The sequence below is a fragment of the Streptomyces sp. GESEQ-4 genome (assembly GCF_017948455.1).
Taxonomy (GTDB): domain Bacteria; phylum Actinomycetota; class Actinomycetes; order Streptomycetales; family Streptomycetaceae; genus Streptomyces.
In genome coordinates this window covers 766,015-790,714 of sequence record NZ_JAFFSU010000001.1, presented here as the reverse complement: position 1 = coordinate 790,714, position 24,700 = coordinate 766,015, and the positions used below count along the sequence as shown (strand labels likewise).

Genomic DNA, 24,700 nt, shown 5'->3' with positions numbered 1-24,700 from the left:
GGAGCAGGCCGATCCGGTCAGGGGCCGGTGCGCCGGATGCGCCAGACGTTGTCTTCCCGATGGCCCTCGATGCCGTCGGGCGAGACGCTCGGGCTGCGGACCGTCTCCATGGTCTCGACGGTCCAACTCCCTTCGGACAGGGCGAGTTGGGCGAGCACGGCGTCGAGCGTGGGGAACTCCACGTCGAAGGGCGCTTCGGTCTGCCACGACGGCCAGCCGGCGTGCAGCACGAGCAACAGGGTGCCGTCGGCAGCGACCGCTGCGGCGGCCTGTCGCAGCACCCCCTCCTGATCGATCCCGACCGGGGACTGCAGATAGTGCGCGCTCACCAGGTCGAAGCGTCCCTGCGGAAAGGTCTCGCCCAGTTCGTGGCGTTCCCAGGTGACCCGGTCGCCGACACCGGCCTCGACGGCGTGCTCGGCGGCGCGCTCAAGGGCGGTGGCGGAGATGTCGACACCGGTGACGCGCCAGCCGCGCGACGCCAGCCAGACCGCGTCGGCGCCCTCACCGCACCCCAGGTCGAGGGCGGTGCCCGGGCGGAGGCCGGCCGCCTCGCGGACAAGCAGGCCGTTCGGGCGCCCACTCCATACTCGGGTGCTGTCGCGGTAGCGGGCCTCCCAGAATGCGGCGGGCTCCGTGGCGGGGATGTCGGTCATGGTGCCTCCCTGAGGTGCTGAGCGATCCAGAAGTGCAGCCTGCGCCGATACGGCATCCACCGCAAAGCTTCTTTGCCGGTTCCGCAAACCGGGGGCGACGTCGGGGCGCATCCCCTCGGAACAATCAACGGCATTGGCATGGACCTGATAGGAGTGCGTGGCTAAGCTCGGCTCAACCCCGGTGAGAGCGCTCTCAGTTTGCGGTTGTTCCACCCCCACCTCGTTGGAACGACGAAGGGCAACATCCATGAGACGCACCAGACTCATGCGCGCCGGCCTGGCCACCCTCCTGATGCTGGGCAGCTGGGCCGCCGCCGGAACACTGCCGGCCGCCGCGAGCGACTCCCCCGACACACCATCCCTCTCCACCGGCCTGCTGCAGGCGATGCAGCGGGATCTCGGGCTGTCGAAGGACCAGGCCGGAGCGCGGCTGAAGGCCGAGCGGACCGCCACGGAGCTGGCACCCACGGTCCGCCGGGCCGCCGGAGCCGCGTACGGCGGTTCATGGTTCGACGCCGAGAGCGGACGGCTGACCGTAGGCGTCACCCCGGACGCCTCCCCCACGACCGTACGGGCCGTCGAGGCGGCCGGCGCCACCGTCCGCACCGTCGAGCGCAGTGCGCGACAGCTCGACGCGGCGAAGGCACGTATCGACCGGCTCTCCGCACCCTCGGGCGTGAGCAGTTGGCACGTCGATCCGGCCGCGAACACCGTCGTGGTGAACGTGGTCGACGACGAGCGTGCCGACAACGATGTCCAGCGGTTCCTCTCGCAGGCCCGCAAGACCGGACCGGTGACGGTGCGGACCGTCTCGGACGCGCCGGAGACCTTCGCGGCCGGCACCGTCGGCGGCGACCCCTACTACACCGGCAACGTCCGCTGCTCCATCGGCTTCTCCGTCCACGGCGGCTTCGTCACCGCCGGGCACTGCGGTGGGGCCGGGGCCGGGGTGCGCGGCTGGGACGGCTCGTACATCGGCAACTTCCAGGGCTCCTCGTTCCCGGGCGACGACTACGCCTGGGTCAACGTCGGCAGCGGCTGGTGGACCGTGCCGGTGGTCCTCGGCTGGGGCACGGTCCCGGACCAGTTGGTGCGCGGCTCGGCCGTGGCGCCCGTCGGCAGCTCCATCTGCCGCTCCGGCTCGACCACGCACTGGCACTGCGGCCGGGTACTGGCCATGAACGAGACCGTCAACTACAGCCAGGGCTCGGTGCACCAGATGACCAAGACCAGCGTCTGCGCCGAGCCCGGCGACTCCGGCGGCTCCTACATCAGCGGGGACCAGGCACAGGGCGTCACCTCCGGCGGCTGGGGCAACTGCTCCAGCGGCGGGGAGACCTGGTTCCAGCCCGTGAACGAGATCCTGGGCCGCTACGGCCTCACCCTGCACACCGCCTGATCCCTACGACCTGATCCAAACGACGACCCAAGGCTCCGCCGGGCTGCCCGGCGGAGCCTTCCGCGTCCTGACAATTGTCAGGTGCCGCAGACGCGCTGACGAACCCTAAGGTCGCGAACAAGGGCGATGACCAGCCACGCAGCCGGTCACCGTCCGCCGTAACGCCATGAACAACGCGACCCACGAAAGAGGGCTCATGCGCCGCCGTTCGCTCAGGACCCTGCTCATCTCCGGAGGTGCCGCCGCAGCGCTGGCACTGACCACGCCGTTCACCGCTCAGGCCGCCCCGCACTCCGGGGGCAACTACGGGGCCTTCGCCCACGAGGGCCAGTACCCCACCGTCTCCGGCTGCTCGGGCACGTTCCGGCAGGTCGGCACCACCCAGTACGCCGAGGGCATGGCGCTGAAGTACTTCTACTCCGACAGCTGCGGCTCCTTCGCCCGGATCGAGAACTCCCGGGACAACTGCGCCGCCGTGCTGGAGCGTTCGAACTCCGGAGCCGCGCGCCCCGACGGCTGGGTCTCCGAGACCGTCGACGCGGGCATCGACTACGCCTACACGAAGATCGGCAACAACCTCGACGGCCGGGTCTCGCACGCGCTGCTCACCTGCGACGGCCATGTCCTGGCCGAGACGGGCTGGCACTGAGCCGTCCGTACGGCACACGCGCGCACGCACCGCGCTGAAGAGCACCGCCTCGCCGAAGAGCACCACCTCAGCACGGAACAGCACCACCTCAGCACAGGGGGAACACGCACCATGACCACCCGCACCTTCACCAGGGCCGCACTCGTCGGCGCCGGAGCACTCGCCCTGCTCGGCCCGCTCACCGCCACGGCTGCCTCCGCGTCCGACGCCCGTGTCCTGGCGGCGCCGTACGCCGTCGTCCCGTACGAGAACGTCAACGTCCGCCAGGGACCGGCCAGTTCGACCGCCAAGGTCGGCAGCGTCGCGGCAGACCAGCCGCGCGGCGCCTACTGCTGGACGCGCGGCGAGACCGTCAGCGACCACGGCGTCACCAACGACGTCTGGGTGCAGCTCGTGGAGGGCTATGTGAGCGCCGTCTACCTCAAGGGCAACGAGTACGGCGACCTGCCCGCCTCCGCCACCTGCTGACCATGCGCAGGAGAATCGGACTGCTCGCCACCGCCGGGGCACTCGCCCTGGTCGGTGCCACGGCCTCGACGGCCACCGCAGACGGACACGGACAGGGCATGTACGGCGTCTGGGCGACCGACGTCAACATTCGCGAGGTCTACCCCGACGCCTGCTGGGACCACCCGTCCACGACCAACTGCCCGTCCGTACTGGGTCAGGTGAGCGCGCCGACCGAGGTCTTCGTGCGCTGCCAGTTCCCGGGCCAGACGATCGGCGGGAACCCGTACTGGGTGGTCGTCGAGGTGCCCGGCTGGACCAAGTACGGGGTGATGCCCAGCTACTACATCGACAACGCCACCAACTGGATCGACGGGGTGCCCACGGAATGCGTCTGGGCCGGCGGCTGACCGCTGCCCCGCACCCGTCACCACACCCACCACCATCTCCGGGGGAGACTCACATGAACAAGCTCATCCGCCGCACCGCCACCGCGCTCGCCGTGGCCACGCTCACCACCGGCGCCCTCGCCGCCACGGCCCAGGCCGCCCCGGCCGCGCCGAACGACGGCGACCCGGCCCTCACCGACGTCTACATCTGGGCGACCGACGTCCAGCTCCGCGAGGACACGAACACCTCGTCCAACGTGCTCGCGGTCCGCTCGCAGCACTGGCTGGACGCCGTGTGCCAGAAGCAGGGCCAGCCCGTGACCGACCCCGCCGTCGGCACGAACAGCTGGTGGACCGCGGTCCAGGAGTTCGCCGGCAGCGACATCGCCTGGGTGAGCAACCTGTACCTGCAGGGCGGCGAGAAAATCGAGGGCGTGCCGGACTGCTGACGCGGGCCGATCGGGTCCTTAATGGCATGCGGGGCGAGCCGGGCGACCGGCTCGCCCCGCGACTCTGCCAAGGGCAGCCCTCACTAGCACCAAACACGGGCCCGATCTTGCCCATGATTGCGTCACGGCCGGCCATGATTCGGCAAGGCGGGGGTTCAGCCTCCGATCCGCACATACGTTCTGCGACGTGAACACTCCCCACAGAGCAGTCGGCCTCAAGCCGACCGCCACGACGCCCGCCCGACGCACACTCCTGCGCGCCGGGCTGACCGGAGCCGCGGTCCTCGGTGCCGCGTCCACCGGCATCTCCACCGCGTCCGCGGCCCCTGCCACCACCACGCGGCCCCGTCCCACCACCCCCGCAGCAGCCCTGCGCGAACTCGCCGCCGGAAACCGGCGCTGGCGCACCTTCCGGGAACAGCACCCGGACGAGACGAGCGCGGTACGGACGGAGTTGACGTCGGGTCAGCATCCCTTCGCTCTCATACTCGGCTGCATCGACTCCCGAGTGCCCCCGGAGCTGGTCTTCGACCAAGGCCTCGGCGATCTGATGACCGTGCGGTCGGGCGGTGAGGTGCTGGACGAGGCGGTCCTCGGCAGCGTCGCTTACGGCGTGCTCGAACTCGACATCCCGCTCGTCATGGTGCTCGGCCACCAGTCGTGCGGTGCCGTGAAGGCCGCTGTCGAGTCGGACGAGTCCGGTGAGCGGTTGCCGGCCCATATCCAGTACCTGGCCGACCAGATCAAGCCGGCCATCGACCGCAGTGTGGCGGGCGACGCCCGCGTCGACGCCACGATCGACGCCAACGTACGGCTCGTACGCTCGCGGCTCGCCGCGGAGCCTGACCTCGCGGCCAAGGTCACCGGCGGCCGACTGGCCATCGTGGGCGCCCGTTACGAACTGAACACGCAGCGCGTCCACAGCATCGTCTGACGGTCCGGAGGGGCGCGTGACCCGCGCCCCTCCTCTCTCAGTTCATCAGTCCCGCGGCGAGGGTCGCGCCGAGTTCCCAGCACGCGTCGATATCGGCCTTGTCCGGCGTGCCGGCCGTCTGCGGCGCCGTCGTGGCTGGTCGCGCCCACGCGGCGGAGCCGCAAATCGATACAGCCCCGCGCCCCCAGGGCGCTGCCGAAGCGCAGTGGACTTCGCCCGACCTGCTCAGTAGCCGAACGACCTGCCACGGGGCTCGTCCAGGCAGGGAAGTACACCTGGTCGAAGAAATGCTTCAGCGTGCCGAACATAAATCGCGGAGCGAACCCTGCCGTGCCGGTTCCGTCGGCCGCAAGCCGCGCCGCGCGCGATGCCTCAGGGGACCGGGCCCACCCCTCCGTTGAGGCGTTCCAGGTCGGAGGGGCGGACCTGGATGACGAGCAGGGCGATCACCGCGGCGACAGCGGTGAAGATCGCGGCCACGATGAAGGCGGCGGAGACACCGGAGGCGAGGACCTCGTCGGCCCATGGGGACGGCAGCTGGCCGGTACGTTCGAAGCGCAGCCGCTCGGCGGGGGTCGCCTGGGACAGGAAGGCCGGGATCTGTTTCTCCGCCTCGTTGTTGCTGGCCGTGCCGAACATCGTCACCAGGATGGACAGTCCGAGGGAGCCGCCGACCTGCTGGGTGGCGTTGAGGAGGCCGGAGGCGGCGCCGGTCTCGTGGACGGGCACGTTGGACAGGGCCATCAGGGTCAGGGACACGAACTCCATGCCCATGCCGAGGCTGAAGACGAGGATCGGGCCCAGGATGCTGCCCGCGTAGGTGGAGTGGACGTCGGTGAGCGTCAGCCAGCCCAAGCCGGCGGCGGCCAGGATCGCGCCCGTCACCATGAACGGCTTGGGCCCGTATTTCGGCAGGAGTTGGGAGGCGAGGCCCGCGCCGACGGCGATGACCGCGCTCACCGGCAGGAAGGCCAGGCCGGTCATGAGCGGACTGAAGTCCAGCACGTTCTGCACGAAGAGCGTCAGGAAGAAGAACATGCCGAAGATCGCGGCGGCGAGGCTCAGCATCATCCCGTAGGTGCCGGCCCGGTTGCGGTCGGCGAACATGTGCAGGGGCGTGATGGGCTGCTTGGAGCGGCGCTCGACGAGGATGAACAGCAGCAGGATCACGACGGCCGCGCCGAACGAGGCCAGGGTGAGCGGGTCCCGCCAGCCGTCCTGGGCGGCCCGGATGAACCCGTACACCAGCAGCACCATGCCGACGGTCGAGGTGAGCGCGCCGGTCACGTCGAAGTGGCCCGGGTGACGCTCGGACTCCCGGATCCAGCGCGGGGTGGCGAGCACGATCAGCAGCCCGATCGGCACGTTGACGAACAGCACCCAGCGCCAGTTGAGCCACTCCACCAGCATCCCGCCGGCCAGCAGCCCGATCGCGCCGCCGCCCGCGGAGACCGCGGCGAAGACACCGAACGCCCGGTTGCGTGCGGGGCCTTCACGGAACGTCGTGCTGATCAGGGCGAGCGAGGTCGGGGACGCGATGGCGCCACCGACCCCTTGGAGGGCGCGGGCGGCGAGGAGTTGGCCGGCGTTCTGCGACAGTCCGCCCAGCAGCGAGGCGAGGACGAAGAGCAGCACGCCGAAGATGAACACGCGCCGTCTGCCGAGGATGTCACCGGCCCGCCCGCCGAGCAGCAGCAGTCCGCCGAAGGTCAGTGTGTAGGCGTTGACCACCCAGGACAGGCTCGTCGTGGAGAAGTCGAGGTCCCGCTGGATCTCCGGCAGGGCGATGTTCACGATGGTGATGTCGAGGACCACCATCAACTGGCATGAGGCGATGACCAGAAGCGCCATCGCGCTGCCCCGGCCACCGCCCTCTCTCTCCTGCTGAGTGGTGGTCCGTGCGTGGGGTGCGGGCTGCGGGCTGGTCATGACAGTGCGCCGTGCGGCGGATCAGTGGCCGGTTCCGGCCACCATTCGACCGTACGCCGCAGCCCGGCGGACCACCACTCGATCTACCACGCGATCACCTGTCGCGCAGAGCCGCGATCGTGGCGGCGAGGTCCGTCTCACGGGGACGGTTGTGGGGCAGCTTGGACAGGATCACGGCCATTCCGCAGGTGTTGGTGAGCGCGGAGAAGACCAGGCCTCCGGCGATGCCCGCCGACAGGAGCTGGAAGGTCGGATGCACCAGGAGGGCGAGCAGCAGGCCGAGCAGGACGATGGAGCCGGCGGTCAGGCGGACCTGGCGTTCCATGCTCCAGGCCGCGCGGGGGGCGCCGGTCGCGGGCCGGTCCACGTCGTGGCCCGCGGCGGCCCAGGCGTCGGTGCCGCCCGCCAGGGAGGCGGCGGAGATGCCCTGTTCGGCCAGAACCGTACGGGCGTTCTCGGAGCGGGCGCCGGAGGCGCAGACGAGCAGGAGGTCGAACCGTTCCGCGGCGTTCCGGAGGTCGGGCAGTGTGCGCGGGATCCGGTCCAGGGGGATGTTGAGCGCGCCGGGCAGATGGCCCGCGGCGTACTCGCCGGGGGTCCGCACGTCGATGACGGTCAGCTCGTGCAACCGGGCGTGCGCCTCGTCGGTGTCGAGGGTGACGGGCGCGGAGGCGGCGGTCATGGGCGAACCTTTCGGTGGGTCGATCTGATGAGCTGGTGTCTCACGTCACGGAAGCGTGGTCTCAGAATACGGAATCGATCAGCATGAAGGCTGCCACGGCCAGCAGTGCCAGGGCGAACGTCCGGTGAAGGACGCGGGCGGAGGCCTTCGCGGCCAGCCGCCGGCCGTCCCAGGCACCGAGGACGGCGGCCCCGGCGAAGGGTCCTACGGCGGCCCAGTCCAGGGAGTCCACCGTGCCGGCCCGCCAGGCCAGCGCGGCCAGCGAGTTGACCGTGATCACGAGGAGGCTGGTGCCCACCGCCGCGCGCATCCGCAGGCCGAGGAGACCGGTCAGCGCGGGTACGGCGAGGAACCCGCCGCCGACTCCGAGCACTCCGGTGACCGCGCCGAGCCCGGCACCCGCGGCGGCCGCACGACCGGGGCCGACGGGCTGCCGGGTGTCCGTCTGCCGAGCAGGTCGGTCCGGGGGCCCGGAGTCAGTCGGCCGGACGGGCGATTCGGCATCCGCCGTGGGGTCGAGGGAGACAGACCGTTCCGCGTCCGCCTGTCCGTCCGGGCGGAACGACTCCCTGGCGCGCGTTCGCCGATCCAGCCGGACAGACGACCGTCCGGGACGCGTCGGCCGGCCCGCCAGGACAGCCTGCCCGGCATCCGTCGGCCCCGGCCCCCGCAGCATCCGTACCGCCGCCATGGACGCGAGCACCCCGAAGGCGGCCGTCAGCGCGGCATCCGGCAGTCGCCCCGCCACCGCTCCGCCCAGCATCGCCGGTCCGCTGCCCGCCGCCGCGAACAGCAGCCCCGTACGCCAGTGGACGTGACCATCGCGGGCGTACGCCGTCAGCGCGGTGGCGGAGGTGACGGCGACGATGGCCAGGCTCGCGGTGGTGGCCGCGGCCGGGGTGAAGTGGAGCAGGTAGATCAGGGCGGGGACGGTCAGCACGCTGCCGCCGCCTCCGAGCGCCCCGAGCGCGAGACCGGTCACGGCCCCGGCGCACAGGGCGAGGATCAGGGCACTCACGTGACGGCGCCTTCCTCGCCGTGCCGGTCGGTCACGGGCAGGCCGGCGGTCGCCCAGTCCCGCATGCCACCGATCACGTCGACGGCGTCGGCGCCCTGTGCGGTGAGCAGTTCGGCGGCCTGTCGGGAGCGGTTGCCCGAGCGGCAGATGACGACCAACTGCCTGTCCCGGGCCTCGGGAGGCAGTCGTATCTCTGAACTCAGCGTGGAAAGGGGCAGGCGGAGCGCCCAGGGTGCATGGCCCGCCTGCCATTCGTCTTTTTCCCGTACGTCGAGCAGTACGGACGTCGCGGTGGCGGCGGGGTGGGTGCGGTGGGCGGCCTCGAGGGCGGTGATCCGGCCGGGGCCGTACCGGAGTCGGCTCATCGGCGCTGCTCGCTCCCCGGACACCCGCGGACGGTGAGGCCGGCCTGCTCGGCGGCGGCGAACGTGTCGTCCACCGCGACGACGTCACGGCCTGCCGCGTCCAGCAGGGAGGCGGCGATGGCGGCGCGCATGCCGCCCGCGCAGTGCACCCACACCTCGCCCGCCGGAACCTCCGCGAGCCGCCGGTGCAGGGTGTGCAGGGAGATGTGGAGCGAGCCCTCGACATGGCCCGCGGCGCGTTCGGAGGACCGGCGGACGTCCAGTACGACCATGTCCCGCGTCCGGCGCTGTGCGGCGAGGTCGGCGAAGGTGGCGCGCGGGAACGAGGCCGGGGTCTCCCCCCGGCGCACCCAGGCCGACGGATCGCCGGTCGCCGCGGCGGCCGGGCGGTCCACGCCGACGCGGACCAACTCGCGCTGCGCGGCGGCCAGTTGGGCAGGGGATTCGGCGAGGAGGGTCACCGGCCTGCCCCAGGGGGTCAGCCAGGCCAGATAGGTGGCGAGTTGTCCTTCGGCCTCGAAGTTGAGGGAGCCCGCGACATGCCCGTCGGCGAAGGCGACCCGGTTGCGCAGGTCGATCACCCACTCCCCCGCGGCCAGGCGCTCGGCGATCTCGTCGGCGCCGGCCACGGCGGGCGGCGTGAGGTCGACGGGTGCGGGGCCCGCGGCGTTGGCGGGGCCCATGTGCGCGTAGTAGGCGGGGACGTCGTCGAGACCGGCCAGCAGGTCGGCGACGAAGGTGTCGGCGTCGCGCGTGAACGCCGCGTTGGCCGCCTTCTCCTTGCCGATCGTCGTGGCGGTGCCGTCGGCCGTGCCGGAAGCGCAGAAGCTGCCGAAGCCGTGGGTGGGCAACACCTCCGTCTCGTCCGGGAGTTCGGCCGCGAGGCGGTGGACGGACGCGTGCTGAGCGCGGGCCAGGTCTTCGGTGAGGCGCGGTTCGACCAGGTCGGGGCGGCCGACGGTGCCGATCAGCAGCGAACCGCCGGTGAACACCGCGACGGCGGCGCCGTGTTCTTCGAGGACGTACGAGGTGTGGTGCGGGGTGTGTCCGGGCGTGGCCAGTGCACGCAGGGTCAGGGCGTCTTCGGCGGCGATGGCCATGACGTCCCCGTCGTGGACGGGGGTGTGGCCGACGGTGATCCGGGCGGCGGCCGGGACGAGGTACGCGGCGCCCGTGAGGCGGGCCAGTTCCGGGCCGCCGGTGACGTAGTCGTTGTGGACGTGCGTCTCGACGACGTGGGATATCCGCACGCCGCGCCGGGCCGCCGCCGCGATCACCCGGTCCACGTCGCGCGGCGGGTCGACGGCCACCGCCGTCCGTTCACCGCCCGCCAGATAGCCGCGGTTGCCGAGTCCTGTCACCTCGATGGTGTCGACGAAGAACACGCCGAGCACCCCCTTCCCAGTCGAACTTCCGGTCGCGATTCCCCAAGGCGTGAAAATTACCCCCGGGGGTATATGGCGAAGACTAGCACGGGTACCCCCGGGGGTATTTTCAGGAGGCCTGAAGGCAGACCCGGCGTCACCTGACCCGGTGCCGCAGGCGTGCCGCCAGCGCGGCGACGTCGTCGTCCGCCGCGTCGGCGCGCAGGTGGTCGAGGACCTCGTCGAGCAGGTGGGAGACGTCGAGGCCGGGCTTCACATGAAGGCGGGCCAGCCGGGCGAGGGAGGTGTCGATGTCCTCGTCGCGGCGTTCGACGAGACCGTCGGTGAACATCAGCAGGGTGTCGGCGTGGGTGAGCGGCACGGTCGCCGACTCGTAGTCGGGGAAGCCGGTGCCGAGGGGCGGGCCGACGGGTAGCTCGATCAGCTCGCCGGTGCCGTCCCGGTGGAAGACGGCGGGCGGCAGATGGCCCGCGCTGGAGAAGGCGACGGTCCCGCGCGCGGGGTCCAGGAGGGCGAGCAGACAGGTCGCGGGCCTGCGGTTGCTGTCCTCGGACATCGAGGTGTCCATCTGGCGCAGGATGCGGTGCGGGGGCAGATCGGTGGAGGCGACGTATCGCAGCATCGACCGGTAGGCGTTCATGTCGACGGCGGCGTCCAGGCCATGGCCCATGACGTCGCCGATGACGAGGAGGGTGCGGCCGTAGTGCAGCCGTACCGTCTCGTACCAGTCGCCGCCCACGAGGGCGCCGCTGCCGACGGGGAGGTAGCGGGTGGCCATGTCCAGGTTCGGATGCGGCTGGCTGGGGGCGAGGAGCAGGACCTCCTGCAGATCGAGGACGGTCTTGCGGGCCATGTGGTGCTCGGCGGCGTGGTGGAGGTGGGCGGCGGCGAGACGAGCGGCGTAGTGGGCCACGGCCGCTTCGTCGTCGGTGAATGCACGGTCGGTGCGGACGGCGAGGACCACCCCGAAGGCCCGGTCCCCGGCCAGGAGCGGCACGGACAGCGCGGCCAGCAGGTTGCCGCCCGCCCGGGTGAACGACGCGGTGAGGGGACGGCCCTCGTCAAGAGCCCGGACCAGGACCTCGCCGCGCGGGGTCCGGCGCAGGTCGTCCAGCAGATCGCGCCGGCCTGCCGCCGCCACGGGCCGCAGGGAATCCGGCGGGGCGTCCGCCTCCCGGTCCTGCGGGAACAGGTCGACAGCCACGGCGTCACAGAGCACTTCGGCGAGGAAAGCGGCCAGTTCGGCGCCCGTCCTGCGTTCGTCGAGAGTCGTGCCGATGGCGGCCACGGCCCGTTCCGCGAGCGCGAATCGATCGGCCGAGGCCGCTGCGGGTCGGACAGCCCGGTCGTCTTCCACTACATCCCTTTCGGCCGCATTCATTCAAGTATCGGCTGATGTATTCCAGCGGCGGCGCCGCAGCGCGCCGACCCGACCCCGAGCGGCTCCCGGTCCGGAGCGACGGTTCCCGTCGCCCAGGTGCGAACCGGCCGCGTCGTGGCGCATTCTTGCTGTGTCGCCCGAGTGGCGGCGCACGGACGAGGTAGGGCCGATGACTCGGAGCGCCGAGGACACGTACCGGATGCCCGGACGGCTCGCCGCGCTGCTGGCCGACGCTTCGACGGAGGCGGTCGACGCGGCCGGCGGTGTCGCCGGCGGGGTCTATCTGCGCTCCAGCACGCCCGGACTGCTGCGCCTGGCGGTGCTCTCCGGACTGCCCGGGCAGCTCTTCCGCCCGTGGTGGCGGATGCACGTCGACCGCCCGTTCCCCGTGGCCGACGCCTATCGGCTCGGCGTGCAGGTGATCCTGCCGAACGCCACGGAGACGATGCGCCGCTACCCCCAGTTCGCGGCAGGGCTGCCGTTCCCGTTCGGCTCGCTGTACGTGCCCGTCGTGGCGGCGGCCGGATCCGCCGGCTCGTCAGGGGTGTACGGCGTCCTGACCGTCCTGCGCGCCACAGCCCCGGACGCCACCGAACTGCTTCCCGCCCGCGACCGCCTCACCCGGATCGCCGAGGAGCTGGGGGCGGACCTGCGGGGCCTGGAGACCGGGGCCGTCCCGCCGGTCGTCTGGGACGGTGAACCGCTGTGCGTACGGCCGCCGAGCGCGTCCCCGGCCACGGGGCGCACCGCCCGGTTCGCCTGGGATCCGGCGACCGGGGCCGTGGAGGCGGACGAGCGGCTGCACGCCCTGCTGCGCGGCTCGGACGCCGCCCCGTCCGTGCAGGACCTCGCCGAAGCGGTGGCCACACCGGCAGACGCGCCCCGCGTGCTCGCCGCGCTGCGGGAGACGGCCTCCGGCAGACCTCCGTCGCTGCCGCTGTACGTACGGGCCGAGGACGGGGCGCTGCGGCTGATGGAGCTCTGGACGGCGTACGACACACCGGCCGAGCACCCGGACCCGTACCGGGTTCGAGGCGTCGTACTGGATCCGGGCCCCGGCGCCGCGGCGGACACGGCCGCCGACCTCCTGCCGGACGGCGTGTTCTGCCTGGACCGGCTGGGGCTGGTGGTGTACGTCAATCCGCGGGCCGAGCGGTTGCTGCGCCGGTCGCGGAAGGAACTGCTGGGCCGCTCCCTGTGGGAGGCCGTGCCCTGGATGAACCAGCCGGCCTGCGAGGACCATCTGCGCAGCGCCCTGCTGGCACCGGATCCGGTGCACTGCCACGTCCGGCGGCCCGCGGACGACGGCGGGGAGTTCGAGGGCGACTGGCTCGCCCTGTCGGTGTATCCGGGCCCGGACCACCTGACCTGCACCCTCCAGCCCGCCGGGCGGATCACGGACTCGCCGACCGGGCGCGCCCCGGCGTCCGGCGACCCGTCCATGGCGCCGCTGTACCGGCCCATCATCCTCGCCATCGCGCTGACGGAGGCGGTCACCGCCCGCCAGGTGTCCGCGGTGGTGATGCGGGAACTGCTGCCCGCGTTCGGCGGCCGCCGGCTCGCCATCTACCTGCTCCAGGAGCGGCACCTGTACCTGGCCTGGGAGACCGGCTTCCCGCCGGGGTTCCTGGCCCCGTTCGAGGGGGTGGCCCTGGACGCGCACCTGCCCGGTGTGGAGACGCTGACCTCGGGCCGGCCGCTGTTCTTCGACTCGATGCAGGATCTGGCCGCCACGTACCCGGGCATCCCGCTCGACGCCACGGAAGGGGCCCGTGCCTTCCTGCCGTTGATCGCCTCCGGCCGCCCGGTCGGCTCCTGCATCCTCGGCTTCGAGCGCCCCCACAGCTTCAGCTCCGAGGAGCGGACGGTGCTCACCGCGCTGGCCGGGCTGATCGCGCACGCCATGGAGAAGGCCCAGCGCTACGAGAGCGAGGCGGCTCTCGCCCGCGGACTGCAGCAGGCCCTCCTCCCCCGGCGTCTGTCGGCACATCCGCGGGTGGAGACGGCGGGACGCTATCTGCCGGGCACGCAGGGCATGGAGGTGGGCGGCGACTGGTACGACGTCGTGGAGGCCGGGGACGGGCTCGCCCTGGTCATCGGGGACGTCCAGGGCCATGGGGTGCAGGCGGCGGCCACGATGGGGCAACTGCGCAGCGCCGTACGGGCGTTCGCGCTCGGCGGGCGTCCGCCGGACGAGGTCATGAGCGGCGTCAACCGGCTGCTGATCGACCTCGATCCGGGACAGTTCGCGAGCTGCTGCTACATCCGCCTGGACCCGGCGACCGGTGCCGTCCAAGCGGCTCGCGCGGGACATCCACCGCCGCTGCTGCGTGACCCGGACGGCAGCACGCACGTCCTGCATCTGCCCGGCGGTGTCGTGCTCGGCGTCGACCCGCACGCCGACTACCCGGTGACGGAGCTGCGGCTGGAGCCGGGCGCCGTCCTCGCGCTCTACACGGACGGTCTGGTCGAGCGGCCCGGCGCCGACATCGACGTCGGCATCACGGAACTGCGCGTGGCCCTCGCCAAGTCGGGCACACCGGGCGGCCTGCCGCTGACGGGCCTCGCCGACCGGCTCACCGCCCGGGCCCGGCACGCCCGCGACCGCCCGGACGACATCGCGCTCCTGCTGGCCACACGCCGCCCCGCACCCCCACGCCCGTGACCGCGCGGCAGCGCTGTCACCCTGGGTGACGCCCCTCGCCTCCCGAGGTCTCGCAGTGTAGACATGGCACATGGTCCGGCATGGGGGTCGATCCGAGGTGACGACCCGTCGCCCCAGTGGTCCGCGCGTGCAGCGCGCGCCCGGCCCTGCCCGTGGGGCGAACCAGCGCCGCGGGCCGGCCGCGGCGCTGCGGTCGGCGCTGAGCGGGCGCAGCGTCGCCGGGCAGGTGTTCGTCCTGCAGGTCGTCATCGTGCTGCTGCTGGTCGTGGCCGCCGTGGTGGCGCTGGTGCTGCAGGTGCGGCACGACAGCACGATCGAGGCCCGCAACCGCTCGGTCGCCGTCGCCGAGGCGTTCGCGAACGCGCCGGGCACCCGCGAGGCGCTGGACGACCCCGATCCCACGGCTGTGCTGCAGCCGCGGGCCGAGGCGGCCCGTGAGGCGACCGGCGTCGACTTCATCGTCGTCATGAACACCGACGGGACCCGCTACACCCATCCCTTCCCCGACCGCATCGGCAAGAAGTTCGTCGGCACCCTCCAGCCCGCGCTGGCCGGGGGCGTCGTGACCGAGGAGATCGACGGCACGATCGGCCCCCTGGTCCAGGCCGTGGTGCCGATCAAGGACGACGACGGGAAGGTCGTCGGGCTCGTGTCGGCGGGCATCACGACGGAGAACGTGGGCGGGACCGCGAACGAGCAGCTGCCGGTCCTGCTGGCCGCCGGGGCCGCGGGGCTCGCCCTCGCCATGGCGGGTACGGCGCTGGTCAGCAGACGGCTGTTGCGGCAGACCCACGGTCTGGGCCCGAACGAGATGACCCGGATGTACGAGCATCACGACGCGGTGCTGCACGCCGTGCGCGAGGGCGTGATGATCGTCGGCGACGGGGGGCGGCTGCTGCTCGCCAACGACGAGGCGCACCGGCTCCTCGACCTGCCCGCGGACGCCACGGGGCGGCAGGTGCGCGACCTCGGCCTCGCACCCGACACCGCCGACCTGCTGGCCTCCGGCCGGATGGCCACCGACGAGGTGCACCGGGTCGGGGACCGGCTGCTCGCGGTCAACCAGCGCCCGACCGACCTCCAGGGGGCACCGGCCGGCAGCGTGGCCACACTCCGGGACTCGACCGAGCTGCGGGCCCTGTCCGGCCGGGCCGAGACGGCACGCGAACGGCTCAACATGCTGTACGACGCCGGGGTGGAGATCGGCACCAGCCTGGACGTGGCCCGAACCGCCGAGGAACTGGCGGAGCTGGCCGTACCGCGGTTTGCGGACTTCGCCACCGTGGACCTGTTCGAGGCGGTGCTGAGCGGCGGGCAGCCGGACCTGGGCGCCGATGTGCGCCGTACGGCGGTCAGCGGGATCCGCAAGGACGCGCCGCTCTACCCGCTGGGCCAGCAGATCCGGCTCGTGCCCTCGTCGCCCCAGGCCCGTGCCGTGCGCTCCGGCCAGGCGGTCCTCGAACCGCGGCTGAGCGAGGCGCCGGGCTGGCGGGCGCAGGACCTGGAGCGGTCCGCGCAGGTCGTGGAGTACGGCATCCACTCGCTGATCGCGGTGCCGCTGCGCGCGGGCTCCCTGGTGCTGGGCGTGGTCAGCTTCTGGCGTTCCGAGAAGCCGGAGCCCTTCGACGCGGACGAACTCGCCCTCGCCGAGGAGCTGGTGGCGCGGGCGGCCGTGTCCATCGACAACGCCCGCCGCTACACGCGCGAGCACAGCATGGCGGTGACGCTGCAGCGCAGTCTGCTGCCGCGCAACCTGCCCGAGCAGAACGCCCTGGAGATCGCCTACCGGTATCTGCCCGCCCAGGCGGGCGTGGGCGGGGACTGGTTCGACGTACTGCCGCTGTCCGGCGCCCGGGTCGCCCTCGTCGTGGGCGATGTGGTCGGCCACGGGCTGCATGCCGCGGCCACCATGGGGCGGCTGCGCACGGCCGTGCACAACTTCTCCGCGCTGGACCTGCCGCCCGACGAACTCCTGTCCCTGCTGGACGAGTTGGTCGGCCGCATCGACCAGGACGAGACGGTGGAGGGCGGCAGCGCTCCGGTCACCGGCGCGACCTGTCTGTACGCGATCTACGACCCGGTCTCCCGCACCTGCACCGTCGCCCGCGCCGGGCACCCGCCACCGGCTCTCATCCACCCGGACGGCAGCGTCGAGTTCGCCGACGTCCCGGCCGGTCCCCCGCTCGGCCTGGGCGGTCTGCCGTTCGAGACGGTCGACCTCGAACTGGCCGAGGGCAGCCGGCTCGTCCTGTACACGGACGGGCTCGTCGAGGACCGGGAGCGGGACATCGACGTCGGTCTGGAGCTGCTGCGTTCCGCGCTGGAGCAGGCCGACGACTCGCCCGAGGACACCTGCCGGGTCGTCCTCGACTCCCGGCTCACGGCGCGGTCGAGCGACGACATCGCCCTGATCGTGGCGCGCACCCGGGCGCTGGACGCCGACCGGGTCGCCGAGTGGCAGGTGCCGTCCGACCCGGCGGCCGTCGCGGACGTACGGGCCGAGGTCACGCGCCGGTTGGCGCACTGGGGGCTGGACGAGCTGACGTTCGCCACGGAGCTGATCCTGAGCGAGCTGGTGACCAACGCGATCCGGTACGGCGGCGACCCCATCCACGTCAGGATGCTGCGCGACCGCACCCTGATCTGTGAGGTCTTCGACAGCAGCAGCACCTCTCCGCATCTGCGGTATGCCGCGATGACGGACGAGGGCGGGCGGGGCCTGTTCCTCGTCGCCCAGCTCGCCGAGCGCTGGGGCACGCGCTACACGCCCGAGGGCAAGGTCATCTGGGCGGAACAGCCACTGCCGTGACTCCGGGCGGGCGGCGCTGAGGCCCGCCCGCTTGTTCATCCCCCGCTTGTTCATCCCTACGAAGTTGTGCCGCGACGGGTGTCCAACGCCTCCAACCTCTGATAGGAAACCTTCCTATCAGTGCCACGTCCCTCCAATCCCCCACCCCCCACCATCACTTGGAGCACCCGTGAGGCACCCCACTCGCCGTACCCTGCTCGCCGCGATCGGCGTGTCGGCCACCGCGATCCCCCTGTTCAACGCCCCGCACGCCGGCGCCGTCCGCGCGCCCGGACTCGACGACCCGGCGAAGAAGGAGATCGCCATGAAGCTCGTGTCGAGCGCGGAGAACTCCTCGCTCGACTGGAAGGCGCAGTACCAGTACATCGAGGACATCGGCGACGGCCGCGGCTACACCGCCGGGATCGTCGGCTTCTGCTCCGGCACCGGCGACATGCTCGACCTGGTGGAGCTCTACGCCGACCGCAAGCCCGGCAACGTGCTCGCCAAGTACCTGCCCGCCCTCCGCGAGGTCAACGGCTCCGACTCGCACGAGGGCCTCGACCCGGACTACCCCCGGGACTGGCGCCGGGCCGCACAGGACAGCACCTTCCAGCAGGCGCAGAACGACGAACGCGACCGGGTGTACTTCGACCCGGCCGTACGGCAGGGGAAGGCGGACGGGCTGCGCGTGCTGGGCCAGTTCGCGTACTACGACGCCCTGGTCATGCACGGCGACGGCTCCGACAGCGCCAGTTTCGGGAGCATCCGCAGCCGGGCCCTGCGGAGCGCACGGCCGCCGGCGCAGGGCGGCGACGAGGTGACGTACCTGGACGCCTTCCTCGACGCCCGGGTGTGGGCGATGAAGCAGGAGGAGGCGCACAGCGACACCAGCCGGGTCGACACGGCCCAGCGGGTCTTCCTGCGCGAGGGGAACCTGGACCTCGACCCGCCGCTGAACTGGAAGGTCTACGGGGACAGTTACCACATCGGCTGAGCCCGCCGTCGAGGCTGCCGCACCGCACCTGGTGCGGCAGCCCACTGGGGGCGCCGCGAGGCCCGTACCCCTCATAACGTAGCCTTATGAGCTCATAGACCGGACCCGCGTACCGACTTAGGGTTACCTTAGTTTAGGCTTCCCGTTCGAGATCGTCTGTCGCCGCTCGAAGGGAACCTGATCATGCCCCGCCCCCTGCGGGTAGCCATCGTCGGAGCCGGCCCCGCCGGGATCTACGCCGCCGACGCGTTGCTCAAGTCCGACGTGGCCGCCGAACCCGGTGTGTCCATCGACCTCTTCGAGCGCATGCCGGCCCCGTTCGGGCTGATCCGGTACGGCGTCGCCCCCGACCACCCCAGGATCAAGGGCATCATCACCGCCCTCCACCAGGTGCTGGACAAGCCGCAGATCCGTCTGTTCGGCAACGTGGACTACCCGACCGACATCAGCCTGGACGACCTGCGCGCGTTCTACGACGCGGTGATCTTCTCCACCGGCGCCACGGCCGACCGCGACCTGTCGATCCCCGGCGTCGAGCTCGACGGCTCGTACGGCGCCGCGGACTTCGTCTCCTGGTACGACGGCCACCCGGACGTGCCGCGCACCTGGCCGCTCACCGCCAGGAAGGTCGCCGTCCTCGGCGTCGGCAACGTGGCGCTCGACGTGGCGCGCATCCTGGCCAAGACCGCGGACGAGCTGCTGCCCACGGAGATACCGCCGAACGTCTACGACGGCCTGAAGGCCAACGAGGCCGTGGAGATCCATGTGTTCGGCCGCCGTGGCCCGGCACAGGCGAAGTTCTCCCCGATGGAACTGCGCGAGCTGGACCACTCCCCCACCATCGAAGTCATCGTCGACCCCGAGGACATCGACTACGACGCGGGCTCGATCGAGACCCGGCGCGGCAACAAGCAGGCCGACATGGTCGCCAAGACCCTGGAGAACTGGGCCATCCGCGACGTCGGCGACCGGCCGCACAAGCTGTTCCTGCACTTCTTCGAGTCGCCCACCGAGATCGTCGGCGAGGACGGCAAGGTCGTCGGCCTGCGCACCGAGCGCACCGCCCTCGACGGCACCGGCAACGTCAAGGGCACCGGGGAGTTCAAGGACTGGGACGTCACGGCGGTCTACCGCGCCGTCGGCTATCTCTCCGACAAGCTCCCCAAGCTGCCCTGGGACCTCGACTCGGGCACGGTCCCGGACGAGGGCGGCCGGGTCATCCAGGAGAGCGGCGAGCACCTGCAGTCGACGTATGTCACCGGCTGGATCCGGCGCGGTCCGGTGGGTCTGATCGGCCACACCAAGGGCGACGCCAACGAGACGGTGTCCAACCTGCTGGCCGACCACGCGAACGGCCGTCTGCACACGCCGGCTTCGCCCGAGCCGGACGCCGTGGACGCGTTCCTCGCCGAGCGGAACGTCCGGTTCACCACCTGGGACGGCTGGTACAAGCTGGACGCCGCGGAGAAGGCGCTGGGCGAGCCGGAGGGCCGCGAGCGGGTGAAGCTCGTCGAGCGCGAGGACATGCTGAAGGCCAGCGGCGCGTAAGAGAGCGACTGATCGAGGGGTCCGGGAGCGGTGCTCCCGGACCCCTTGCGCGCACCGCGTCAGGCGGACCTGAGTTCGGCGGCACCGAAGGAGACGTCGAACCGGTCGCACCAGATGCTGACGCTGCTGTACTCGGCGGGGTCGACCTCCTTGGGCAGGGCGTAGTTCTGGCTGCCCTTATTGCCCTTGAGCTTGCCGAGGCTGACGTACTTGCCGTCGTCGAAGACGTGCCACCCGGCGACGCCCTCCTTCACCGGCGCGTCGGTCAGCCACACGCGGAGGTCCGGACCGTTGCTGGTGTCAAGGCTCTCCAGCCGTACGACATGGGAGCCGTCGGCCAGTCGTACGAGCTTCACCGTGCCCGAGGTGGCGTGCTCATGGCTGATCAACTCACCCCTGGCCAGCGTCCGCGGCTCCTGCGCCACCGGTGACGGCGCCGCCTCGGCCGACGCGGAAGACGACGGGGACGGGGATGAGGACGGGGAGGGGGACGAGGACGGGGCGACCTCGGGGAGCGCCTCCACCACCGTCTCGTCCTGCCAGAGCTTCCAGGGCTGGAACCAGTAAAGCCCCGCACCGACTCCGGCGAACGCCACCACCAGCGCCCCGATCACCCATGGCTTGCCCAGCACCTTGCGCACGCGCCCCATCCCGCCCCACTTCCTGAGAACTGCCTGTCGCCCCCATTTCAGCGGACCGGGGGGCCCTCGCACATGTCGCAGGTGATGACGGAAGTCTTACGTCGATGGCCGGGGCGGCGAACAGGGCCCGCCCCAATGCGGATGGTGGGCAAGCCCTGTTCGCCGGGAGACATTGTCATGGTCGGGCTGGGGCCGGGCCATGAGTGAAGGGCAGCTCGCCGAAGTGCGACGATCACACCCCGTGTGCGTTTCGCGCCTCCCGTGTGCCCGCACGGGCGGGACCCCGCGTGTTCCGGATCGACCTGCGGCGACGATACTGGCAGTTGTACGGTCACCTCGCATACAGATGGACTCATGACGACCACCCCCGCCGTCCACTCCACGATTCCGTCCACCGTGTGGCTCGCCCGCGGCCGCTACGCCGGACCCGACGCAGACGCCGTCGTCCGGCTCACGCTCCGGCGGCGCAAGCAGAACGGGGTCCTGGACGACCACCTCGAGGTCACCGAGGACGCCCCCGAAGGGATCTTCGAGGCCCGATGGCAGGTCGCCGACGCCGTGACCGTACGGGCCCGGCTGACGTTCGCCCCCGATTCCGAGGACGGCCGGGAGTGGGTCCTGGTCGCGGAGGCGGAGCGGCCGTGGGACCCCGACTGGCCCTCCCCCGTCACCATGTTCTGGCCCGAGGCACCGGATTCCGCCTGGGACCTCGAGCCGGTCACGGGACTGCGCTTCCGGGACGCCAACCGCCTGCCCGCGGACGACAAGGCCCTGCGACGCGTCCTGCGGGACTCCGTGCGCGGCAGCTGGGGCATCCACATCGTCGTCCACGAGGCCATGACCCCCGACGAGCGCGGACTGCTGCCGCTGGCCCGGCTGCTGCCGCCGAGCCTGCGGCACTGCGTGGTCGAGCACCGGGCCGCGCCGCAGCAGCTGCGCGCGGTGAACTGGGCGCTGCGCGAGTTCGGCGTGGAGGTGCCGCGCGGTGGCGCCGTGGTGCTGTCCAAGGCGCCGGCCCGCGACGGGGACGACGCCCAGGACCTGGCCGTACGCAGCGTCTTCCTGGACGGGTCGGAGCCGACGGATCTGATCGACATCCTGACGCGGTACGCCGCTTCCGCCCGGCCGCTGCCGGACGGCGCCGATGCGGCCATCAGCGCGTTCCGGGAGGGCTGGCGGCTGCTGACGGTCGAAGAGGACCTCGTGCGCCAGCGCCAGTTGGTGGCCATGTACGCCGACGCACTCGAGGCCATGACGAAGTCCCGGGATCTGTACCGGGAGGCGGCCGAGCGCGCCAACGAGGCACTGGCCGCGTACCGGGAGTCCTCCGCCGCCGCACTCCAGGAACCGGTCGCGCCCGACGGGCACGCCGGCTCCCCGCTCCAGCAGCTGACGCGCACGTTCGGACGCTTCAAGGGCACCGCCAGAGCGCGGCGGCGTGACGAGGACGACGCCGGCTGAGCGAGGCCAGGGTCAGTCGCCCGTACGGTGCGCCTGCGCCGTACGCGGCGCGTCGGCCGTGCGCTGTGCCTCCGCCATCAGGCGTGCCACCGAGTCCGCGCCGGGTGACTGTGCCGCCAGGTTCACCAGCAGGGCGATCAGTGCGGCCAGTGCCGCGCATACGGCGGTCAGGCCCGTGGCCCAGCTCGGTGCGAGGGTGAGATCCAGTGCCCGGGACAGGTCGGGCGAGTCCAGCCAGGCTTCGAAGACCTGGGTCGCGGCCAGCGCCGCCGGGACCACGACGGCCGCCGCCAGCAGGGGCAGCGCGGCCCGCACGGTCAGCAGCAGGGCCAGGACCAGGCACAGGGCCGACACGCCGAGCGCGAAGCCGTACACCTGGGGCGTGGCGCCGTCGCGTTGCGGCGGGAACCAGAGCAGGCCGCAGACGGCGAGGACCGCGACGGAGAGCCGACTCGGCCAGCGGGGAGCCCGGTTGACCGAGGGCGGGCGACCGGGAGGCGGCGGAGGGACGGCGCCCAGGGTCGGTGCGCCCTCGGGTCCCTGGCCGAACGGCGGCCAGTCAGGCGGCTCGTCGACGCTCTCCGCGCTGCGCGCGACGGCCAGCCTCCCGATCAGCTCCACGAGTTCCTCGACGGGCCGCCCGGTCGCGACCGCCCGTATGGCCTCCTGCCCGCAGTGGGGTTCCAGGGGCGCCCGGTGCATCAGGTCCATCAGCCGGGTCACCTCCTCCACCGGGCGGGCCCCCGCCGCGGCGCGGATCGCCTCGTCCGCGCAGCCGGCGTCGCGCGGCGGCCGGGTCAGCAGGATGACGAGCCGGGTGACGTCCTCCACGGACCGGGTCACTCCCACCGCGCGAAGCGCGTCCACCGTGGCCTGTGCGTACTGCGGTGACCGCTCCAACAGCGTGATGAGGTGGGCGACCTCTTCCACGGGCCGGTCGGCGACGGCGGCCTGTACGAGGCCGCCGAGCGGGTCGCCGTACCGCGCCCCTGTGGCGGGTATCACATGCTCGTTCGAGCCCGGCGATGCGGAACTGGTCGTCATGGTCGGCTCCCTGGGAAGAGTGCGGTTGCTCTCGCGCCCCCGACGCGCGACACGCGACGTATCGCTGACCATTCCAGGCCCACGCGCGGCACCCTGCCACTCAGGTGGGCCACAGGTATGACTGTGCTGACCCCGACAGGCGATACAAGCACCGCAAACGGGCAATCCGCATAGAAGAAGCCCGGCGCGAGGAGGTTCCGTGGATTCGACCACTGAATGGATCGTCGTGGCGGCGGTCCTGGCGGCGGCCCTGCTGACCGTGGCCGTCGCCCTTCTGGTGCGGCTGGTCCGGGCCCGGCGCGCGCTGCGCCGGGCGGGACTGCCCACCGGGCCACGCTGGGTGTTCTGGGGTGCCCTGCTCTACTTCGTGCTGCCCACCGACCTGGTGCCGGACCCGGTGTACCTGGACGACATCGGCGTACTGCTCCTCGCCCTGCGCTCCCTGCGCGCGCCCATCGGCCCTTCGCGCGCCGACCACCGGAATGGTCCCGCCTGAACCCGATGACGTCTTTTCGCGTCTCAAGAACGGGAACTGACTGTGACTACGCAGCGTAAGGAAACCATTCACTCGTTCGATTCGTATAAGTCTCTGGAAAACGAAGGAAGTCGGCGGACCATGCCTTGCCGCCAGCCGACCACAGCTGATCGGCACAGCACCGACGAGGGAGAGACGATGCAACCATTCACGCTCAACTACGCACGTCCGGCAGCAGAGTTGGAAGTCACCACTCCGTACATCTATGACTCCGGACTGCAGTTGAACGTGCTCATGGACGGGCGGATAGCCGCCCGTGACTTCGCGCTGATGAGGGAACTGGGGACCACGACGTCGACCGCGGGCTCGAAGACTCACTTCGACGACTGAACACGGACCGGCGACGATGACCGTCCTGATCCTCACCTCTGAAGCGGATGTGACGGCCGACCTGGTGGTGGTGCACCTCAACGTGTCCGGAGTACCGGTGATCCGGCTCGACCCGGCCGACCTGACCGGCGATGTCGGGCTGTCCGGGGAGTATGTGCACGGTGGGTTCCGCGGCCATCTGTCGGCCGGGGGGCGGCTGGTGAGCATCGAGGGGGTGCGCTCGATCTGGGTGCGCAGGCCGGGGGCCGCGGCCACGCGCGCCCCCGCGCCGTCCTCGTGGCTGACGGAGGAGGCCTCACAGGCTCTGTACGGCATGCTCCGCGGCTCGGACGCGCGCTGGATGAACCATCCGGACGCGGCCCGCCGCGCCCGCCACAAGCCGTGGCAGCTCCGGCTGGCCCAGCGGTGCGGCCTCCCCGTGCCGGCCACCCTGATCACGACGTTCCCGCAGGCCGCCCGCGAGTTCTCCGAGCGCTACCCCGATCTGGTCGTCAAGCCGGTCTCCGGGGCGCATCCGCAGGACCCGCCGCGGGCGGTGCCGACCAGCAGGGTGGCGCCCGGCACGGACTTCGCCGCCGTCGCCTTCGGCCCCACGCTGCTGCAACGGCGTATCGCCAAGCGGGCCGACATCCGCCTCACGGCCGTCGGCGACCGGATGCTAGCCGCCCGCAAGGCCGCGGACACGGACCCCGACCAGGTGGACGTCCGCTTCGCCCTCTCCGACTCCCCGTGGCAGGCGGCCGAGGTGCCGCCACGTGTCGCCGCCGCTGTCCGCCTGTATCTCCGTGAGGCGGAACTGGCCTACGGCGCCTTCGACTTCGCCGAGGACGCCGACGGCACCTGGTGGTTCCTGGAGTGCAACCAGTCGGGCCAGTTCGGCTTCGTCGAGGTGGACACCGGTCAGCCGATCGCCCGCAGCATCGCGGAGTGGCTGGCGCAACCGGGTCCTGAACGGCGCTCGCAGGTCAACGGCACGAACAGGGCGGTTTCTTGACAGACGGACGGCAG

23 protein-coding genes are annotated in these 24,700 nt (G+C 71.9%); 14 read left to right on the top strand and 9 right to left on the bottom strand.

Features of this window, described 5'->3' with window-relative positions; translation table 11 throughout:
- Positions 1–17: 17 nt before the first annotated feature.
- A complete protein-coding gene (locus KCH48_RS03565; protein ID WP_210570300.1) occupies positions 18–656 on the bottom strand; it encodes a cyclopropane-fatty-acyl-phospholipid synthase family protein in 639 nt (212 codons plus the stop codon).
- Positions 657–903: 247 nt separating this feature from the next.
- Between KCH48_RS03565 and KCH48_RS03560 the strand changes: the two genes are divergently transcribed.
- From KCH48_RS03560 to KCH48_RS03535, 6 genes are all read left to right on the top strand, one after another.
- Positions 904–2,055: a S1 family peptidase gene (locus tag KCH48_RS03560; protein WP_210570298.1), complete on the top strand. Its 1,152-nt coding sequence runs from the start codon at positions 904–906 to the stop codon at positions 2,053–2,055.
- 196 nt (positions 2,056–2,251) lie between these two features.
- A complete protein-coding gene (locus KCH48_RS03555; protein WP_210570296.1) occupies positions 2,252–2,704 on the top strand; it encodes a hypothetical protein in 453 nt (150 codons plus the stop codon).
- Between the two features lie 111 nt (positions 2,705–2,815).
- Positions 2,816–3,172: an SH3 domain-containing protein gene (locus KCH48_RS03550; RefSeq protein WP_210570294.1), complete on the top strand. Its 357-nt coding sequence runs from the start codon at positions 2,816–2,818 to the stop codon at positions 3,170–3,172.
- 2 nt (positions 3,173–3,174) lie between these two features.
- Positions 3,175–3,561, top strand: coding sequence for a hypothetical protein (locus KCH48_RS03545; protein WP_210570293.1), 387 nt, complete (start codon positions 3,175–3,177; stop codon positions 3,559–3,561).
- A 53-nt stretch (positions 3,562–3,614) separates the two neighbouring features.
- Positions 3,615–3,989 carry a peptidase M23 gene (locus KCH48_RS03540; protein ID WP_210570292.1) on the top strand — a complete coding sequence of 125 codons (375 nt, stop codon included), beginning with the start codon at positions 3,615–3,617 and terminating at the stop codon, positions 3,987–3,989.
- A 187-nt stretch (positions 3,990–4,176) separates the two neighbouring features.
- The gene (locus KCH48_RS03535; protein WP_210570291.1) at positions 4,177–4,923 is read left to right on the top strand and encodes a carbonic anhydrase; all 747 of its coding nucleotides are present in this window, start codon (positions 4,177–4,179) and stop codon (positions 4,921–4,923) included.
- Between the two features lie 372 nt (positions 4,924–5,295).
- On the opposite strand, the gene KCH48_RS03530 is transcribed toward KCH48_RS03535, so the two are convergent.
- From KCH48_RS03530 to KCH48_RS03505, 6 genes are all read right to left on the bottom strand, one after another.
- The gene (locus tag KCH48_RS03530; protein WP_210570907.1) at positions 5,296–6,774 is read right to left on the bottom strand and encodes an MFS transporter; all 1,479 of its coding nucleotides are present in this window, start codon (positions 6,772–6,774) and stop codon (positions 5,296–5,298) included.
- Between the two features lie 172 nt (positions 6,775–6,946).
- Positions 6,947–7,534 carry a rhodanese-like domain-containing protein gene (locus KCH48_RS03525; protein WP_210570290.1) on the bottom strand — a complete coding sequence of 196 codons (588 nt, stop codon included), beginning with the start codon at positions 7,532–7,534 and terminating at the stop codon, positions 6,947–6,949.
- Between the two features lie 61 nt (positions 7,535–7,595).
- The gene (locus tag KCH48_RS03520; RefSeq protein ID WP_210570288.1) at positions 7,596–8,552 is read right to left on the bottom strand and encodes a sulfite exporter TauE/SafE family protein; all 957 of its coding nucleotides are present in this window, start codon (positions 8,550–8,552) and stop codon (positions 7,596–7,598) included.
- Positions 8,549–8,917 (bottom strand): rhodanese-like domain-containing protein, encoded by a 369-nt coding sequence (locus KCH48_RS03515; protein ID WP_210570286.1) that lies wholly within the window; start codon positions 8,915–8,917, stop codon positions 8,549–8,551. The genes KCH48_RS03520 and KCH48_RS03515 overlap by 4 nt, the downstream gene beginning before the upstream one ends.
- Positions 8,914–10,302 carry a rhodanese-like domain-containing protein gene (locus KCH48_RS03510; RefSeq protein WP_210570284.1) on the bottom strand — a complete coding sequence of 463 codons (1,389 nt, stop codon included), beginning with the start codon at positions 10,300–10,302 and terminating at the stop codon, positions 8,914–8,916. The genes KCH48_RS03515 and KCH48_RS03510 overlap by 4 nt, the downstream gene beginning before the upstream one ends.
- 136 nt (positions 10,303–10,438) lie before the next feature.
- Complete coding sequence (locus KCH48_RS03505) at positions 10,439–11,590, bottom strand: SpoIIE family protein phosphatase (protein WP_307840784.1); 1,152 nt, start codon at positions 11,588–11,590, stop codon at positions 10,439–10,441.
- A 262-nt stretch (positions 11,591–11,852) separates the two neighbouring features.
- Between KCH48_RS03505 and KCH48_RS03500 the strand changes: the two genes are divergently transcribed.
- The 4 genes from KCH48_RS03500 (at position 11,853) to KCH48_RS03485 (ending at position 19,681) form a co-directional block, all read left to right on the top strand.
- Positions 11,853–14,348 carry a SpoIIE family protein phosphatase gene (locus KCH48_RS03500; RefSeq protein ID WP_210570280.1) on the top strand — a complete coding sequence of 832 codons (2,496 nt, stop codon included), beginning with the start codon at positions 11,853–11,855 and terminating at the stop codon, positions 14,346–14,348.
- Positions 14,349–14,418: 70 nt separating this feature from the next.
- The gene (locus KCH48_RS03495; RefSeq protein ID WP_210570278.1) at positions 14,419–17,157 is read left to right on the top strand and encodes a SpoIIE family protein phosphatase/ATP-binding protein; all 2,739 of its coding nucleotides are present in this window, start codon (positions 14,419–14,421) and stop codon (positions 17,155–17,157) included.
- 169 nt (positions 17,158–17,326) lie between these two features.
- A complete protein-coding gene (locus tag KCH48_RS03490; protein ID WP_210570276.1) occupies positions 17,327–18,133 on the top strand; it encodes a chitosanase in 807 nt (268 codons plus the stop codon).
- Positions 18,134–18,316: 183 nt separating this feature from the next.
- Positions 18,317–19,681 (top strand): FAD-dependent oxidoreductase, encoded by a 1,365-nt coding sequence (locus tag KCH48_RS03485; RefSeq protein WP_210570274.1) that lies wholly within the window; start codon positions 18,317–18,319, stop codon positions 19,679–19,681.
- Positions 19,682–19,740: 59 nt separating this feature from the next.
- On the opposite strand, the gene KCH48_RS03480 is transcribed toward KCH48_RS03485, so the two are convergent.
- Positions 19,741–20,331: a DM13 domain-containing protein gene (locus tag KCH48_RS03480; RefSeq protein WP_210570272.1), complete on the bottom strand. Its 591-nt coding sequence runs from the start codon at positions 20,329–20,331 to the stop codon at positions 19,741–19,743.
- Positions 20,332–20,676: 345 nt separating this feature from the next.
- Between KCH48_RS03480 and KCH48_RS03475 the strand changes: the two genes are divergently transcribed.
- The gene (locus tag KCH48_RS03475; protein WP_210570270.1) at positions 20,677–21,783 is read left to right on the top strand and encodes a hypothetical protein; all 1,107 of its coding nucleotides are present in this window, start codon (positions 20,677–20,679) and stop codon (positions 21,781–21,783) included.
- A gap of 12 nt (positions 21,784–21,795) precedes the next feature.
- Here the strand turns inward: KCH48_RS03475 and KCH48_RS03470 are convergent, their stop codons facing one another.
- Entirely contained in the window at positions 21,796–22,827 is a 1,032-nt protein-coding gene (locus KCH48_RS03470) for a hypothetical protein (RefSeq protein ID WP_210570268.1), read from the bottom strand.
- Between the two features lie 199 nt (positions 22,828–23,026).
- Here KCH48_RS03470 and KCH48_RS03465 point away from each other — a divergent pair, with 199 nt between their 5' ends.
- The 3 genes from KCH48_RS03465 to tgmB all read left to right on the top strand — a co-directional run bounded on the left by KCH48_RS03465 (position 23,027) and on the right by tgmB (position 24,686).
- A complete protein-coding gene (locus tag KCH48_RS03465) occupies positions 23,027–23,323 on the top strand; it encodes a DUF1232 domain-containing protein (protein ID WP_210570266.1) in 297 nt (98 codons plus the stop codon).
- A gap of 177 nt (positions 23,324–23,500) precedes the next feature.
- Positions 23,501–23,692 carry a putative ATP-grasp-modified RiPP gene (tgmA, locus tag KCH48_RS03460; RefSeq protein ID WP_210570264.1) on the top strand — a complete coding sequence of 64 codons (192 nt, stop codon included), beginning with the start codon at positions 23,501–23,503 and terminating at the stop codon, positions 23,690–23,692.
- A 16-nt stretch (positions 23,693–23,708) separates the two neighbouring features.
- On the top strand, positions 23,709–24,686 hold the full coding sequence (gene tgmB, locus KCH48_RS03455) for an ATP-grasp ribosomal peptide maturase (RefSeq protein ID WP_210570262.1): 978 nt from the start codon (positions 23,709–23,711) through the stop codon (positions 24,684–24,686).
- The last annotated feature ends 14 nt before the right edge of the window (positions 24,687–24,700 follow it).